Source organism: Streptomyces sp. CBMA29 (genome assembly GCF_014596445.1).
GTDB lineage: Bacteria > Actinomycetota > Actinomycetes > Streptomycetales > Streptomycetaceae > Actinacidiphila.
The window spans coordinates 38,183-53,789 of the sequence record NZ_MECL01000065.1; the positions used below are offsets into that span (position 1 = coordinate 38,183).

Sequence of the window (15,607 nt, forward strand, 5' to 3'; positions counted from 1 at the left end):
GGTCAGGCGCCCGCAACGGCTACGTCAGGCGCCGACATACGCCGCGAGGTGCTCCCCGGTGAGGGTCGTGGCGTCCGCGACCAGGTCGGCGGGGGTGCCCTCGAAGACGACCCGGCCGCCGTGGTGCCCCGCGCCGGGGCCGAGGTCGATGATCCAGTCGGCGTGCGCCATCACCGCCTGATGGTGCTCGATGACGACGACGGACTTGCCGGAGTCGACCAACCGGTCGAGCAGGCCCAGCAGTTGCTCCACATCGGCGAGGTGCAGGCCGGTGGTCGGCTCGTCCAGCACATACACACCGCCCTTGTCCGACATGTGCGTGGCCAGCTTCAGCCGCTGCCGCTCGCCACCGGACAGCGTGGTGAGCGGCTGGCCGATGCCCAGATAACCCAGGCCCACATCGGCCAGGCGCCGCAGGACGGCGTGCGCCGCGGGGGTGTGCGCCTCGCCGCCGCCGAAGAACTCCTCGGCCTCGGCCACCGACATCGCCAGTACCTCGCTGATGTCGCGCCCACCGAAGCGGTAGTCGAGCACCGACGCCTCGAACCGCCTCCCCTCGCACTCCTCGCAGGTGGTCGCGACCCCGGCCATCATTCCCAGGTCGGTGTAGACGACGCCCGCGCCGTTGCATGTCGGGCAGGCCCCCTCGGAGTTGGCGCTGAACAGCGCGGGCTTCACCCCGTTGGCCTTCGCGAACGCCTTCCGGATCGGGTCGAGCAGCCCGGTGTACGTCGCCGGGTTGGAGCGCCGCGAGCCGCGGATCACGCCCTGGTCGATCGACACCACGGCCGTACCGTCGGCGCCGCCCGCGCCCTTGACCTGCGCGCCCTTGACCCGCGCGCCCTTGGCCAGGGAGCCGTGGATGAGCGAGCTCTTGCCGGAGCCCGCGACACCGGTCACGACGACCAGCACACCGAGGGGGACATCGACGTCGACACCGCGCAGATTGTTCGTGGTCGCGCCACGGATCTCCAGCGCGCCGGCCGGTTCGCGGACCGTCTTCTTGAGCGAGGACCGGTCGTCGAAGTGCCGCCCGGTGATGGTGCCGCTGGTCCGCAGCCCGTCGAGGTCGCCCTCGAAGCAGACCGCGCCGCCCGCCGTACCGGCGCCGGGCCCGAGGTCGACCACATGGTCGGCGATGGCGATCGTCTCCGGCTTGTGCTCCACGACGAGCACGGTGTTGCCCTTGTCCCGCAGCCGCAGCAGCAGGTCGTTCATCCGCTGGATGTCGTGCGGGTGCAGGCCGGCGGTCGGCTCGTCGAAGACGTACGTGATGTCGGTGAGCGCCGACCCGAGGTGCCGGATCATCTTCACGCGCTGTGCCTCGCCGCCGGACAGCGTGCCCGCGGGCCGGTCGAGCGCGAGATAGCCGAGGCCGATCTCCACGAACGAGTCGAGGGTCTGGAGCAGTGCGGTCAGCAGCGGGGCGACCGAGGGCTCCTTCAACTCGCGGACCCACTCGGCCAGGTCGCTGATCTGCATCGCGCAGGCGTCGGCGATGCTGATCCGCTTGATCTTCGAGGACCTGGCGCCCTCGCTGAGCCGGGTGCCGTCGCACTCGGGACAGACGGCGAAGGCGACCGCCCGCTCCACGAACGCCCGGATGTGCGGCTGCATCGCCTCCTTGTCCTTGGAGAGCATCGACTTCTGGATCCGGGGGATCAGCCCCTCGTACGTCATGTTGATGCCCGCGATCTTCATCCTGGTCGGCTCGCGGTGCAGGAAGTCGTGCAGCTCCCGCTTGGTGTACTTGCGGATCGGCTTGTCCGGGTCGACGAAGCCGGACTCCTTGTACAGCCGCATGTTCCAGCCGTCCGAGCCGTAGCCGGGGATGGTGATCGCGCCTTCGGAGAGCGACTTCGTGTCGTCGTAGAGTTGTGCGAGGTCGATGTCGGAGACCGTGCCCCGGCCCTCGCAGCGGGTGCACATGCCGCCGGTCCGGTGGAAGGTCGCCTTCACTGCCGTCTTCGAGCCGCGCTCCACGGTGATCGCGCCGCTCGCACTGACCGAGGGGACGTTGAACGCGTACGCGCCGGGCGGGCCGATGTGCGGCTTTCCGAGGCGGCTGAAGAGGATCCGCAGCATCGCGTTCGCGTCGGTGGCGGTGCCGACCGTCGACCGCGGGTCGGCGCCCATCCGCTGCTGGTCGACGGTGATCACGGTGGTCAGCCCGTCCAGCACATCGACGTCGGGGCGTGCCGTCGTCGGCATGAAGCCCTGCACGAAGGCGCTGTAGGTCTCATTGATCAGCCGCTGCGACTCGGCGGCGATCGTGCTGAACACCAGCGAGCTCTTGCCCGAGCCGGAGACCCCCGTGAACACCGTCAGACGGCGCTTGGGGATCTCGATGCTGACGTCCTTGAGATTGTTCACCCGCGCGCCGTGCACGCGGATCAGGTCGTGACTGTCGGCCAGATGCGCCGCGGACGCCTGGGTCGGCGTGGCCCTTTTGGCTGCCTTGGCGGTCTTGGTGGGCGCCGCGGCTGTCGGCCTGGCCGTCTTCTTCGCCGTGCTCATCGTCTCTCCATGACGTCAGGTCGACCGGCGGGCGTCGTCACCCGGCGCGTGGCCGGACTCGCGCGGGTCGGCGGTCATCGGTCCTGGAGGATACCGAGGACATTGCCGTCGAGGTCGGTGACGGTGGCCACCAGCCGGCCGCCGCCCACGTCCGACGCCGCGTCCTTCAGCGTGGCGCCGGCGGCGGTCAGCTCGGCCAGCTTCGCCTCGATGTCCGACACCTCCCAGTACACGACCGGGGACGTCAGACCCTGCGGGCCGCCGCCCGGCACCAGCCCGATGTGCTGGTCCCCGGTCTCGAAGCCCACGTAGTACGACTCGTCGGTCTGCGGCTCGATGCCGAGCAGCGCCGCGTACACCGCCTTCGCCTTCGGCAGGTCGGACACGGGGTGCAGCACGGTCTTGATGCCCTGGGTAGTGGTGCCGGTCATGATCGCTCCTGTAGTCGCGGGCCGCATGGACCCGGTGTTCCGTGCCGGGCTCCCCTGACGTTCGGGGGCTCGGCGTCCATGCGATTCACGCTACGGGCGGGCGCGGGGATCCGCTTCTCCATTCCTGACCGCTTCCCCGCCGCCGCCCTGACCAGCGCCTTCCTACCGGAGGGCCAGGAGCTGCGCGGTGTGGCCCGGCAGCTCTTGGGCCGCGAGGCCCGCGACCAGATCCCGCAGCGGCACCGGCCGGTCGACCTGGACCGCACCGTTGGACAGCAGCAGGGTGGGGACGAGAGTGTCCAGCTCGTCCTCGCTCAGTACGGGACCGCAGGACGGGTCGGCCCCGCTGAGCGCGCGGAGGGCGTCCGCCTGGAGACGGATTCGGTTCCGCAGCCCGGCATTGCCCCCGGCGCGCTCGATAACGCGTCGCAGCGTCCAGGAGTCCTGCGCCATCCGGTTGTCGTACGTCGCGCTCGCTCCGGAGGTGACGTGGGAGACGGCGGTGACGGTGAGGGCGCTGACGAGGGAGACGTGCGCCAGGATCTGGTCGCCGTCCCACTCGCCGGGCGGCGGGGTCCGTCGCGCGTCGCCGGAGTCGGCCACCGTGGCGGCGGCGTCCAGCAGCGCGCGGTACGCGTCCCGCAGGGGGTCGGTGTCCGTCATGTCTTCACCTCTCGGGTGGGTGGCTCGGGGGTGTGCGGTGGCCGGAGGTCCGGCTGTCGGACGTGCGGCCTTCCCGGTCCCGTTGGGGTCAGTCGTGCGCGGCGGGAGACATCTCCCAGGGGGCCTGCGGCAGGACCTCGCCGGTTTCGAGCAGCGACTTGAGGTTGGCCAGCACGGCGGGCCAGCCCTGCGAGATGCCGTGGAACATGTCCGAATTGGGCAGCTTCTCGTGGGTCACGGTCAGCCGCACGATGTCCTGGTGCGGCTCGATGAGGAAGGTGACCTCCGACGGCTCGCGCGGCGGCTCCGCGTCGACGGAGTCCTCGAAGGTGATGACCATCCGGGTCGGGGGCTCGGCCTCCAGCACCTTGCCCACGACGTCGACGACGCCCGAGCCGTCGGCCCTGCGGTGCTCCCAGCCGGAGCCCGGCCGCCAGTCCGAGACGTTGGCGTGCCCCCAGTACCGCGCGGTCAGATCGGCGTCGGTGAGGGCACGCCACACCTGCTCGGGCGTCGCCCGGATGTAGGTGACGTAGACATAGGTCGGTACGGATACGGATTCGTCGGTCATGGCGTACTCCTCTGCCAGGTTCTTGACGGCGCTCAGCGCGCGCAGCCGGGGTTTGTCGAATCCCGAGATCCAGCGCTCCTCGATGTCGTGGATGGGCGCCGGATTCAGGTAATGCAGCCGCTCCCGCCCACGGCGCACCACGGTCACCAGACTGGCCTGCCCGAGCAGGTCGAGATGCTGCGTCACCGACTGGCGGGCCATGCCGAGACGCTCGCACAGCTCACGCAGCGTCTGGCCGTTCTGTTCCCGCAGCCGGTCCAGCAGGAGTCGCCTGGTCGGGTCGGCCAGTGCTCTGAAGACCAGGTCCATCTCGCTCGGTTCTGGGCTCACCTCTCCATTATGCAGGTAGCTGCCTGCCTAATGTCAACGACACCGGTGCCGGACATGGCCGGCACCGGTGTCGCGGGGTCTCAGCGGTGGTCGTGCAGGCGGGCGCGCAGCAGATTGGGGTCCGCGGCCGTGGTGTACGCGGCGCTGAGTACGTACACGTCGTCGCCGCGCAGCGCGACGGAGGTGGGGTTCTGGAGCCCGTCACCGGCGTTCAGAACGGTGGTCTCTGTGCCGTCGGGGCGGATGCGTACGACCGTGTTGGGTCCGTTGAGCGCGGCGAGGATGTCGTCACCGCGGCCGGTGAAGGCGAAGTCGTCGATGCCGACCATGCCCGACGCCTTGACCTGCGGTGTGCCCGCGCGGTTCCCGGAGCGGATCGGAATGCGCAGCAGAGTGCCCTGGTCGAGATTGGTCACCCACAGCGCTCCGTCGTGGACCTTGGCCCCGTTGGCCCCGAGGAAGCCGGTCGAGGCGAGTGCGGGAGCGGCGGACCACTTGGCGGGTGCGCCGCCGGTGAGGGGGACGGTCCATACGGCGCCGAGCACTGAGTCCGTGATGTAGAGCCGCCTGCCGCGTTCGTCCAGCGCCAGCCCGTTGGGCAGGCCGTCCGCGGGCAGCGCGGCGATGCGCCGCGGGGCCTGCCCGGGGCGCAGCCGCCACAGCCCGGTCAGGTCGGCCGTGCCGGTCGCGTACAGCACATAGACGGTGCCGTCCGCGGTGTGCACGATGCCGGTGGTCAGGGGGAAACCGAGGACGGGGGTGTGGACTCCGCCGTCGGCGGGCGCGGGAAGCGTGGCCAGGACGCGCGGCGCCTGGCCGGGGGCGATCCGGGCCACCTGGCGGGCGGCGGCGAAAGTGACGTCCGCCGTGCCGTCGGACAGCAGCGCGATGTTCTCCGGCATCTGGCCTGCCGACAGGTCGAAGTGCGCGGCGATCCGCACGTCGGTCAGGGGCGCCGCGGCCGGAGGCGCCGGGTGGGCGGCGGCGGCCCCGGCGGTCGAGACGGTCGCGGTCAGGGCGGCGGCCACCAGGGCGGCCGACAGGGCGAGAGTGATGCCTCGCGGGGGCAGGGCCTTGGGCAGAGCCTTTGGCAGTGCCTTGGGCAGGGACGTGAAAAGGGGCAGGGACTTGGACATGGGTGTGGGTCCTTCGCTGTTTTCGGGCATACGGCAGCCGTGACGCGGTGCCGTGGTCAAAGGTGTGCGCCTCAGGGGGCGCGGTCGCGCTCGTGATCGGGCGCGGGTCAGGCCGTACGGGTCACACGGACCGGGTCCCGGCGCTGCGGTTCGCCTCGGCCGCTTCCTGCGGCGTGGTGACGTGGGCGAGCAGGGCCAGCGCCTCCGCCGAGGGGGAGCAGGGGGCGGCCGTCGCCACCACCAGGGCCGGGCCGTTCCCCTGCGGATTCTGCAATGTCTGCTGCGTGACGGTCAGCGTCCCGACCAGCGGGTGCCGCATCTCGTAGTCGGCGACATCGCAGGCCAGAACGCGGTGATCGGCCCACATCGTGGCGAATTCCGCACTGCGCACGGTCAGTTCACCGATCAGCCCGGCCAGCAGCGGATCGTCCGGGTAGCGGCCGGCCGTCAGGCGCAGATTACCGACCACGGCTCGCGCCTTCGCGGGCCAGTCGGCGTACAGCTCGCGGGTGTGCTCGTCGAAGAACACCAACCTGGCCATGTTCGGCCGCCGGGCCGGGGACGTGGGACTCTCCGGGTCGAGATGGCCCGCGAACAGCCCGTGCCCCGGCCGGTTCCAGGCCAGCACATCGGTGCGGCGGCCGATGACGACGGCCGGAGCGCCCCCGATCGCCGCCAGCAGAGCGGCGGTTGCCGGGGTGACGTGTTCGGCGCGCGGTCGGCCCGCGCGGCTGCCCCGTCGGGGGGTACGGGCCAGCGTGTGCAGATGAGCGCGCTCGGAATCGTCCAACCGTAGAGCGTTCGCTATGGCGTCGAGCACTTCACGTGACGCGTTGCGCGACTGACCCTGCTCCAGCCGGGCGTAATAGGGGGCGCTGACACCCGCGAGCATCGCCAGCTCCTCCCGCCGCAGCCCCGGCACCCGCCGCCGCTCGCCGTAGGTCGCCAATCCGATGTCCTCGGGCCGCAGTTGACTCCGGCGCGCCTGGAGGAAGTCCGCGAGATGCCCCTGCTCGTTCATGAAACCGAGTATGCGCATCCCCGACGATCCGTGCCGCACCCTGTCGGGGCGAGGATGCCTCCTTCCCATGGGGCCGACCGGCCACAGCGCTAGTCCTCCGACTCGTCCGCGACCGACGAGACGCTCAGCAATTCCTCGAACTCGGCCAGGCCCGCGACCAGATGCTCGGGGCTGCCGGTGCCCTCGACGTCGACCGCGACCAGGGCGGTGCCGCCCTCGGCGGGGTGCCGGTTCTCGTCGTCGGGGTGCTGGGCGGCGCGGTCGACGCGGACCTGGACGACGCGGAAGCCCTGGGCGGCGGTGTATTCGAGGACGCGGGTGAGGACGCCGGTGCCGATCCGGTACGCGAGGTGGATACGGGTGCGCTCGGGGGTGGCGAGGAGGGGGACCCGGCGGGTGAGCCACGGGTAGCCCTGGACGACCAGGAAGTGCGCGAGGGTGACTCCTATGGCCAGCAGCGGGAGACCGCCGCCGCAGGCCATGCCGACCGCGCAGGTGAGCCAGACCGTCGCCGCGGTGGTGAGGCCGCGGACGGCGTCGCGCCGTACGAAGATCAGGCCGCCGCCGATGAAGCCGATGCCCGAGACGATCTGGGCGGCCACCCGGGACGGGTCGAAGGAGACGGCCTGCATCCCCAGTACGGCGTTGAACCCGTGCTGGGACACCTCCATGAACAGCGCGCTGCCGACACCGACGAGGGTGTGGGTGCGCAGCCCCGCGCTCTTCTGCTGCGTGGCGCGCTCGGCGCCGATCAGGGTGGACAGCAGCAGTGCGAGGCCCAACTCGGCGAACTGCCTGGTCCCTTGGCCCGCGCCGGGGTCGAAAAGCGGCAGAGCGAACGAAATATGCTGCATGAGGAGATCCTGCCACTGGTCACGGGGGTGGCGCGGAACCGGCTCTCCCGCGCCCGGTTGGGCGGATCAGCGCATCAGCCGATGAGCGCGTAGGGACGGGCCGCCGCGGCCGTTCGCCGCGCGCCGCCGAGCCGTTGGATGCGGCGCTCTCCCGACGCGGTTGAGGGCGCGACGAGTTCAGCACACGGGGGCGGGGGGAGAGGTTAAGTAAGTCTTACCTTGCTTGTTAGTGACGGCCTGTTGTAAAGTCCGGACGGTCCAGCCTCATACGTGATGGAGTCGGCCATGAGCCGTGCACCGGCCACCGCCCGGAGCAGAGATTTCCGCGTCCTGACCGACCCCGTCCGACCGGCTCTGCTGACCGCGGGGACGCTCCAGGCCGTGGCGGCGGTGCTGGCGCTGGTGCCGTTCGCCGCCGTGTACGAACTGGCCGGCCACTTCCTCGACGGCTCGGGCGCCGACGGCGGTGCCTGGACCATCGTGGGGGTGGCGGCGGGCGCCGCGGTCGCGCAGTTCCTCATCGGCAGCGCCGCCGTGGCCGTCAGCCACCGCGCCGACGCCGACCTGGCACTCGCCCTGCGCCGCCGGATCGCCGACCGGCTGCGCGGGGTGCCGCTCGGCTGGTTCACCCACGGCACCACCGGCACCGTCCAGGCCGCACTCCAGGACGACCTGGACGAGATGCACTACGCCGTCGCGCACGCCAGGCTCGACCTGACCGCCGCGATGGTCGCCCCGGCCGCCGCGCTGATCTGGCTGGCCACCGTGAGCTGGCAGCTCACCCTCGTCACCCTGGTCCCGACCGCCGTGTTCATGACCATGCAGAGAGCCGTCATGGCCCGCGCGGGCGGCGGCGCGCCCGAAGTCGCCGCCGCCATGCGGTCGGTGCACTCGGCCGTGGTCGAATTCGTGCAGGGCATCGCGGTGGTGAAGCTCTTCGGCCGCACCCGCCAGGCCCACCGCCGGTTCGCCGAGGCGGCCGACGACTACCACCGCACCTTCAGCGGCGTCAACGCCCCCGTCCTGCGGCTGATCTCCCTCGGCACGGCCGCCGTCGCGCCCGTGACCGTACTGACCGTGGTCCTGCTCGGCGGTACGGGACTGGTCGCCGCCGACGTGGTGCGGCCCGTCGACGTCCTGCCCTTCGTCCTGCTCGGCCTCGGCCTGACCGCCCCGATCCAGCGCCTCGGCCAGGCGGCGGGCAGCATGCGCTCCGCCCAGGCCGCCGCGGGACGCGTGCGTGAACTGCTCGGCACACCCGAGCTGACCGTGCCCGACACCTCCCGGGTCCCGGCGGACGGCCGCGTCGAATTCGACGGCGTCACCTTCGCCCACACCCCTGGCGTCCCCGTCCTGCACGAGGTGAGCGCCGTTCTCGAACCCGGCACCCTCACCGCCCTGGTCGGCCCCTCGGGAGCGGGCAAGTCCACGCTCGCCACCCTGGCCGCCCGCTTCCACGACGTGGACGGCGGCGCGGTACGGATCGGCGGCGCCGACGTCCGCGAGATCGCACCGACCGACCTCTACCGGCAGGTGGGCTTCGTGTTCCAGGACGCGCCGCTGCTGCGGACCACCGTCACCGACAACATCCGCCTCGCACGGCCCGACGCCGCCGACGAGGACGTACGGGAAGCGGCGCGCGCCGCCCGCGTCCACGACGTGCTCGCCGCGCTGCCCCGCGGCTACGACTCCGTCGTCGGCGACGACGCCCGGCTCAGCGGCGGCGAGGCCCAACGCCTCGCGGTGGCACGACTGTTGCTCGCCGACCCGGGCGTACTGATCCTCGACGAGGCCACCGCCTACGCCGACCCGGACTCGGAGGCCGCCGTCCAGCGGAGCCTGTCCCGGCTGGCGGCCGGACGCACCGTCCTCGTCGTCGCGCACCGGCTCGCCACGGTCACCGCCGCCCACCAGATCCTGGTGCTGGACGGCGGCCGGATCGTCGAACGCGGCACGCACGGGGAGCTGTTCGCCGCAGGCGGGCTCTACCGGCGGCTGTGGGACGCGCAGCAGCCGGGGCGCGAGCGGGACCTGGACCGCGAGGAGACCGGCAGCGGCGGCCGGACGACGACCACGGCCGCGGCGGCGCGTACCGCGGAGGTGCCCCGATGAGTTCCCCCCACACTCCTGCCGAAGTCACCCCTGCCGACGACAGCGGTTCGACGGCGGTCGGCCCGCTGCCTCGGTCGGTCCTCGGACGGCTCTTCGCGGTCGTCGGACCCGGCGCGGCGCCCGCCCTGCGGCGGCAGATCGCCCGCGTGGCGGCGTACTCCGTCCTGCAAGGCGTCACCTTCGTGCTGTCCGTACCCGCGCTGCGCGCCCTGCTGGACCGCGACACGACCGCCGCGTGGTGGTGGTCGGCGGCGGTCGCGGTGAGCGCCGCGCTCACCCTGGGCGCCCGGCACGCGCAGGCGATGGGCGGCTTCTCCGTCGGCCTCGCCACCATCAACGCGCTGCACCACCGGCTCGGCGACCACCTGGTGACGCTCCCGCTCGGCTGGTTCACCGCCAAGCGCGGCGACCGGCTGACCAGGCTCGTCGGACAGGGCGCCAAGGACACCAGCGGTATCGTCGCGCATCTGCTGGAGCCCCTGCTGACCGGCGTCCTCACGCCCGCCGTCGTCGTCATCGGCGTCTTCGCCTGGGACTGGCGGCTCGGCCTGACCTTGCTGGTGTGCGCGCCCGTCCTGTACGCCGTCCACCGCTGGAGCGGCGTCCTGGCCGCGCGGGTGGACGAGAAGCTGGACGAGGCCGCCGCCGAGGCCAACGGCCGGGTCGTGGAATTCGCCCGCGCCCAGAGCGTGTTGCGGGCGGGCGGCCCCGACTGCCTCGGCTGGTCGCTGCTGGACGGCAGCCTCACCGCGCAGGACCGCGAGGCCCGGCGCAGGGCCCGCGCCGACGCCCCCGCCCGGCTGCTGTTCGGGATCACCGTCCAACTCGGCGTCGCGGCGGCCCTGGTGGTCGGCGCGGACCGCCTCATCGGCGGAGCTGCCCCGGGCACCCTGCTCGCGCTGCTGGTCCTGACGGTCCGCTTCGCCGAACCGGTCGCCGCCGTCGCCAACCTCTCCACCACACTGCGCACCTCGGTGGCGGCCCTGGAGGGCATCGTCGAAGTGCTCGCCACCCGCTCGCTGCCCGAGCCCGCCGAACCCCCGGCGCTGGCCGAACCCGGCGACGGAGAGCGGGGGTTGGAGGTTGAATTCCGCGATGTGCGCTTCGGATACGACGCCGACCGGCCGCCCGTACTGAACGGTCTGACCTTCCGTGCCGCAGCGGGTTCCGTCGTCGCGCTGGTCGGCGCGTCCGGCGCGGGCAAGACCACGGTGACCCGGCTGGTGGCCCGGTTCGCCGACGTCGACGCGGGCCACGTCCTCGTCGGCGGCCACGACGTCAGGGAACTGACGAGCGGTCAGCTCGCCGGACTGCTCGCCGTGGTCTTCCAGGACGTCTACCTCTTCGACGACACGGTCTTCGAGAACATCAGGGCGGGCCGCCCCTCCGCCACCGACGCCGAGGTCGAACGGGCCGGGCTGCTGGCCCGGTTGGGCGACGTCGTGGACCGGCTCCCCGAGGGCTGGCGGACCCGGGTGGGCGAGGGAGGAGCCGCGCTGTCGGGTGGCGAACGCCAACGCGTCTCCCTGGCGCGGGCGTTGCTCAAGGACGCCCCGGTCGTCCTGCTGGACGAGGCGACGGCCTGGCTCGACGCCGAGAGCCAGGCGGCCGTCCAGCGCACACTCGCCGAACTCTCCGGCCGCTGCACCCTGTTGGTCGTCGCGCACCGCCTGGAGACCGTCGTCGGCGCCGACCTCATCGTGGTCCTCGACCAGGGCCGCGCCGTCGAGACCGGTACCCATCACGAGCTGCTGGCCAGGACCGACAGCCGATACGCGGCCTTCTGGCGGGAGCGGACGAGAGCAGGCGGCTGGCGACTGGACCCCGTAGCGGCGGACGAGGAAACGGCGCCCGACACCGCGACCGCCGTGACCGCCGCGGCCCCCGGCCCCAAGAAAGCGGAAGAGGTGACGACCCCATGACCTCCGTCACGGAACACAGCGGCGGTCGGGCCCGAGGGACGGCGGCCGTCGTCGCCGAGGACCTGCGGCTCTCGTACGGCACGCACGCCGCGCTCGACGGCCTCTCGCTGACGGTCGGCGCGGGCGAGATCGTGGGCCTGCTCGGCCCCAACGGCGCGGGCAAGACCACCGCCGTCAACGTCCTGTCGACGCTCGAACCGCCGGATTCGGGAACCGCCAGCGTCGCCGGGCACGACGTACGCCGCGCGCCCGCGGCCGTACGCGCGGTCATCGCCCTCACCGGCCAGTACGCCTCGGTGGACGAGGAGTTGACCGGCCGCGAGAACCTGGTGCTGTTCGCCCGGCTGCTCGGACTGCGCAAAGCCGCCGCCCGCGCACGCGCGGCGGAACTCCTCACCGCCTTCGACCTCCTGGACGCCGCCGACCGGCGCGCCGCTACGTACTCGGGAGGCATGCGCAGGCGCCTTGACCTCGCGGCCGGTCTCGTCCGCGACCCCGCCGTGGTCTTCCTCGACGAGCCCACCACCGGCCTCGATCCGCGCAGCCGCCTCGCGCTGTGGGCCGCCGTACGCGAACTGCGGGCCAGGGGAGTGGCGGTACTGCTCACCACCCAGTACCTGGAGGAGGCCGACCGGCTGGCCGACCGGATCGTGGTCATCGACCGCGGCCGGGTCATCGCCACCGGCACCCCGCAGCAGCTCAAGGAACAGGTCGGTGGGACCTTCTGCGAGGTGACACCGGCCGACCCGGCGGACACCCCGCGCGTCCTGACCGTCCTCGCCGACCTCGGCGCCGACGCCCACGACGACGCGGTGGCGCTCCCCGCGCCCGACGGCCCGGCCACCCTCACCACCGTGGTCAGGCGCATGGAGGACGCGGGCATCGCGATGACGGACATCGCCCTGCGCCGCCCCTCGCTCGACGAGGTGTTCCTCGCACTGACCGGCCACCCCGCCGCAGCGCGCGCCGACGACGACCTGTCGGCCGAGGAACCGCCAGCCGCCGTATCAGCGGACGCGGACACCGACACGGGCGTGGACGTACGTGAGGCCGCCGGATGAGCGCCGCCGTACCGCCCACGGCGACAGCCGTCGTGACGCCGCGCGCCGCGTCGCCCCTGACCCAGTCCTGGGTGCTGGCCCTGCGCGCGGTCACCCTCCTCAAGCGGGACACCGCCGAGATCTCCGGGGCCGTGATCGCCCCCCTGGTCTTCTTCGCCGGCTTCTACGTGCCCCTGCGCGGTGTGATGGAGCAGCGCGGCGTCGACTACGTCCAGTGGCTGCCGCCGATCGTCGTCCTCCAGTCGATGCTGTTCGTGGCGATGAGTTCCGCGGACGCCATCGCGGCCGACGTACAGCAGGGCATGTTCCAGCGGTTCCGCACCATGCCCCTGGGACGGCTCGCGCCGGTCGCCGGACGGCTCGGCGCCGACCTGTGCCGTGCGGTGCTCGCCCTCGCGGCGGCGATCGGGACGGCCGCCGCCTTCGGCTTCCGGTTCGGCGCCGGGCCCGGCGCCGCCGTGGGATTCCTGGTCCTGGCCGTGGTGTTCGCGCTCTGCCTGGCCGTCGGCTGCATCGCGCTCGGGCTCGCGGTCGGCAATCCGGAGCACACCGCCTCGGCGATGCTCGTACCGCAACTGCTGCTCACCATGCTCTCCACCGGCTTCACCCCGGTCAGCGGATTCCCCGGCTGGATCAGGCCCTTCGTCCGCAACCAGCCGGTGTCACAGGCCGCCGACGCGCTGCGCGCACTGGCCACGGGCGGGCCGACCGCCCACCCGGTGCTCGTCACCTCGGTGTGGCTGGCGGCGCTGCTGGCCGTCTTCACGCTGCTGGCGGCCCGTGCCCTCGGCCGCACGAAGGGCGGTCCCCGATGACGACCACGACCGCGCAGAATGCGGCCCCCGTCCCCGAACGCGGCCCCGCCGACATCCACGCAAGCGCCCTCGCCCAAGGCGGACTCCAGGCCGGGCGCCTGCTGCGCCGCTGGTCGCGGTCCCCGATCGTCTTCGTCCAGGCCCTGGTCTTCCCGGTGTGCCTGCTCCTGGTCTTCCGGCTCGTCTTCGGCACCACGGTCGCCGCGTCCTCCGGCGGCGACAGCCTCAACCGCTTCCTGCCGCTGGCCACGCTCGTCGGTACGGTCTTCGGCGGCGTCGGCAGCGGCGCGTCCCTGATCAGGGAACGCCAGTCGGGCCTGCTCGACCGCTTCCGCGCCATGCCCGTACACCGCTCGTCCCTGCTGATCGGACGGCTGGAGGCGGAACTGGCCCGCGCGCTGCTGACCGCCCTGGCCTTCCTCGCGGTCGGCTACGCGCTGGGATTCAGGGCAGACGGTGACGCGGGCGCGGCGGCGCTCCCGCTGTTCCTGGCGGTGCCGCTGCTGCTCGGCGCCGGATTCGCGGCGGTGGTCTGCGCCGTCGCCGCGTACGCCCGCAGCGTGGCCGCGCTCAGCGGCCTGTCGATGCTCTTCACCCTGATGCTCTTCTTCAACACCGGCTTCGCGCCCGTCGACTCCTACCCCGGCGCGCTGCGCCCGCTGGTCCGCGCACTGCCGATGAGCTGCGGCGCGGACGCGATGCGCGGCCTGGTCGACAGCGGAGCCGTCCGTACGCCGCTGCTCGGCGTCGTCGCCTGGACGGCCGTCCTGGTCGGCGTCTTCGGCGTGGTGGCCGTCCGCGGTCTGTCAGGACCGGCCCGGCACGACAGCACCTGACGCCCCCCGGCCCGGCCCTCGGCCGCGCCGCCCCCGTACTCCCCCCAACGGCCGCTCCCGCGCCGTGGCTCAGCCCTGCCCGAATCCAGCACCACCGGAGGCACCGTGTTCCGCACCACCAGATCCCTCAGACCCTCCCTGCGCCCGCTCGCCGCCGCGGCCCTCGTATCCGGGCTGCTGCTGACGGCCGCCGCCTGCGGCTCCGACTCCGACAGCGACGCCCAAGCCACCCCGTCCGCGTCGGCCTCGTCCTCCGCGTCCCCTTCCTCGTCCTCGGCCGCGAGCTTCCCGCTCACCCTGAAGGACTCGCAGGGCAGCGTCACGATCGAGGCCGCGCCCAAGCGCGTGGTCGCGCTCAGCTCCGTGGATCTCGACGCGGCCCTCGCGGCCGGTGTCGTTCCGGTGCTCGCGCCGAAGAACTTCTTCTCGCCCGACGGCGGTTATCCCTGGCTCTCCAGCAGGATGACCGGTGACACCAAGCTCATCGCCACCGCTGCCGCGCTGCCCTTGGAAGAGATCGCCGCGCTCGACCCCGACCTGATCCTCGACACCAGCGACTACACGGCGAAGGACAACTACGCCAAGCTGTCGAAGATCGCGCCGACCCTGGCGCCGATCGCGTCGGCCGCCACCGACTCCTGGCAGGACCGGCAGAAGCAGATCGGCCGCGCGCTCCGCCACGAGGCCGACTCGGACGCGGCGGTCAAGCAGTCCCTGGACGCGGTGGCAGCGGTCAAGGCGAAGTACCCGGGCCTCGCGGGGAAGACCTTCAGCGTCACCTACACCGCCTCCGTCGACCAGATCGTCACCCTGTCCTCGCCGCGGGACTTCGCGGTCGGCTTCCTGGAGTCCCTCGGCCTCAAGCAGGCTCCCGCGCTCACCGACCTCGCCAAGAACAGCCGCGGCGTCGGCACGGTCAGTCAGGAGAAGCTCGACGTGCTCTCCGCCGACCTGATGATCGGCGCCTACCAGACGCCCGACCTGGAGCAGCAGATCGGCCGGTCGGCCCTGATGAAGTCCGCGGCCAAGGGGCACACCCTCCAGGAGGTCGACCTCACCACCATCACCCTGCTGCGCAACCCGTCCACGCTGGGCCTGCCCTGGGTCCTCGAACAGCTCGACCCGGCCTTCGCGAAGGTCGCGGGCTGACCCGGCCGCAAGGACATCCGTAGGCGGGGGAACGGCAGGCGGGGGCACGGGGGTCCGGACATCGGCCCGGACCCCCGCAACAGCCGTGCGGTTCAGCCCGAGCGGATCACCGCCCGCGAGCCCGCTCCGCCGCCCGCAACCGCCGCTCGGCGCGCGACCGGCCGCGCGCCCCGGCGACCGGGGCAGCGG

Annotated in this window: 13 protein-coding genes; 6 read left to right on the forward strand and 7 right to left on the reverse strand. The window is 72.6% G+C overall.

The window, feature by feature from the left end; all coding sequences use genetic code 11:
* Positions 1-24: 24 nt before the first annotated feature.
* From BGM09_RS10180 to BGM09_RS10210, 7 genes are all read right to left on the reverse strand, one after another.
* The gene (locus tag BGM09_RS10180) at positions 25-2,517 is read right to left on the reverse strand and encodes an ATP-binding cassette domain-containing protein (protein WP_188281161.1); all 2,493 of its coding nucleotides are present in this window, start codon (positions 2,515-2,517) and stop codon (positions 25-27) included.
* Between the two features lie 74 nt (positions 2,518-2,591).
* Positions 2,592-2,948, reverse strand: coding sequence for a VOC family protein (locus tag BGM09_RS10185; RefSeq protein ID WP_188281162.1), 357 nt, complete (start codon positions 2,946-2,948; stop codon positions 2,592-2,594).
* 162 nt (positions 2,949-3,110) lie between these two features.
* A complete protein-coding gene (locus tag BGM09_RS10190) occupies positions 3,111-3,611 on the reverse strand; it encodes a hypothetical protein (protein WP_188281163.1) in 501 nt (166 codons plus the stop codon).
* A gap of 88 nt (positions 3,612-3,699) precedes the next feature.
* Entirely contained in the window at positions 3,700-4,491 is a 792-nt protein-coding gene (locus tag BGM09_RS10195; RefSeq protein WP_188281179.1) for an ArsR/SmtB family transcription factor, read from the reverse strand.
* A 101-nt stretch (positions 4,492-4,592) separates the two neighbouring features.
* Positions 4,593-5,648 (reverse strand): SMP-30/gluconolactonase/LRE family protein, encoded by a 1,056-nt coding sequence (locus tag BGM09_RS10200; protein WP_223186610.1) that lies wholly within the window; start codon positions 5,646-5,648, stop codon positions 4,593-4,595.
* Positions 5,649-5,769: 121 nt separating this feature from the next.
* On the reverse strand, positions 5,770-6,669 hold the full coding sequence (locus BGM09_RS10205) for a helix-turn-helix domain-containing protein (protein WP_188281164.1): 900 nt from the start codon (positions 6,667-6,669) through the stop codon (positions 5,770-5,772).
* Between the two features lie 89 nt (positions 6,670-6,758).
* Positions 6,759-7,523, reverse strand: a complete 765-nt coding sequence (locus BGM09_RS10210) for an MgtC/SapB family protein (protein WP_188281165.1) — start codon at positions 7,521-7,523, stop codon at positions 6,759-6,761.
* A 285-nt stretch (positions 7,524-7,808) separates the two neighbouring features.
* Between BGM09_RS10210 and BGM09_RS10215 the strand changes: the two genes are divergently transcribed.
* The 6 genes from BGM09_RS10215 (at position 7,809) to BGM09_RS10240 (ending at position 15,418) form a co-directional block, all read left to right on the forward strand.
* Complete coding sequence (locus BGM09_RS10215) at positions 7,809-9,635, forward strand: ABC transporter ATP-binding protein (protein ID WP_188281166.1); 1,827 nt, start codon at positions 7,809-7,811, stop codon at positions 9,633-9,635.
* A complete protein-coding gene (locus tag BGM09_RS10220; RefSeq protein ID WP_188281167.1) occupies positions 9,632-11,557 on the forward strand; it encodes an ABC transporter ATP-binding protein in 1,926 nt (641 codons plus the stop codon). The genes BGM09_RS10215 and BGM09_RS10220 overlap by 4 nt, the downstream gene beginning before the upstream one ends.
* Positions 11,554-12,618, forward strand: coding sequence for an ATP-binding cassette domain-containing protein (locus tag BGM09_RS10225; protein ID WP_188281168.1), 1,065 nt, complete (start codon positions 11,554-11,556; stop codon positions 12,616-12,618). Before BGM09_RS10220 ends, BGM09_RS10225 begins: the two co-directional genes overlap by 4 nt.
* Positions 12,615-13,433, forward strand: coding sequence for an ABC transporter permease (locus BGM09_RS10230; protein ID WP_188281169.1), 819 nt, complete (start codon positions 12,615-12,617; stop codon positions 13,431-13,433). The genes BGM09_RS10225 and BGM09_RS10230 overlap by 4 nt, the downstream gene beginning before the upstream one ends.
* Positions 13,430-14,269, forward strand: a complete 840-nt coding sequence (locus tag BGM09_RS10235; protein ID WP_188281170.1) for an ABC transporter permease — start codon at positions 13,430-13,432, stop codon at positions 14,267-14,269. Before BGM09_RS10230 ends, BGM09_RS10235 begins: the two co-directional genes overlap by 4 nt.
* A 105-nt stretch (positions 14,270-14,374) precedes the next feature.
* On the forward strand, positions 14,375-15,418 hold the full coding sequence (locus BGM09_RS10240; protein ID WP_188281171.1) for an ABC transporter substrate-binding protein: 1,044 nt from the start codon (positions 14,375-14,377) through the stop codon (positions 15,416-15,418).
* The last annotated feature ends 189 nt before the right edge of the window (positions 15,419-15,607 follow it).

Excerpts from the sequence above, each read along its gene's own strand:
- BGM09_RS10230 (WP_188281169.1), top strand. The coding sequence starts at position 12,615 with ATGAGCGCCGCCGTACCGCCCACGGCGACAGCCGTCGTGACGCCGCGC.
- BGM09_RS10210 (WP_188281165.1), bottom strand. The coding sequence starts at position 7,523 with ATGCAGCATATTTCGTTCGCTCTGCCGCTTTTCGACCCCGGCGCGGGC.
- BGM09_RS10205 (WP_188281164.1), bottom strand. The coding sequence starts at position 6,669 with ATGAACGAGCAGGGGCATCTCGCGGACTTCCTCCAGGCGCGCCGGAGT.
- BGM09_RS10225 (WP_188281168.1), top strand. The coding sequence starts at position 11,554 with ATGACCTCCGTCACGGAACACAGCGGCGGTCGGGCCCGAGGGACGGCG.
- BGM09_RS10220 (WP_188281167.1), top strand. The coding sequence starts at position 9,632 with ATGAGTTCCCCCCACACTCCTGCCGAAGTCACCCCTGCCGACGACAGC.
- BGM09_RS10180 (WP_188281161.1), bottom strand. The coding sequence starts at position 2,517 with ATGAGCACGGCGAAGAAGACGGCCAGGCCGACAGCCGCGGCGCCCACC.
- BGM09_RS10195 (WP_188281179.1), bottom strand. The coding sequence starts at position 4,491 with ATGGACCTGGTCTTCAGAGCACTGGCCGACCCGACCAGGCGACTCCTG.
- BGM09_RS10235 (WP_188281170.1), top strand. The coding sequence starts at position 13,430 with ATGACGACCACGACCGCGCAGAATGCGGCCCCCGTCCCCGAACGCGGC.
- BGM09_RS10215 (WP_188281166.1), top strand. The coding sequence starts at position 7,809 with ATGAGCCGTGCACCGGCCACCGCCCGGAGCAGAGATTTCCGCGTCCTG.
- BGM09_RS10200 (WP_223186610.1), bottom strand. The coding sequence starts at position 5,648 with ATGTCCAAGTCCCTGCCCCTTTTCACGTCCCTGCCCAAGGCACTGCCA.
- BGM09_RS10185 (WP_188281162.1), bottom strand. The coding sequence starts at position 2,948 with ATGACCGGCACCACTACCCAGGGCATCAAGACCGTGCTGCACCCCGTG.
- BGM09_RS10190 (WP_188281163.1), bottom strand. The coding sequence starts at position 3,611 with ATGACGGACACCGACCCCCTGCGGGACGCGTACCGCGCGCTGCTGGAC.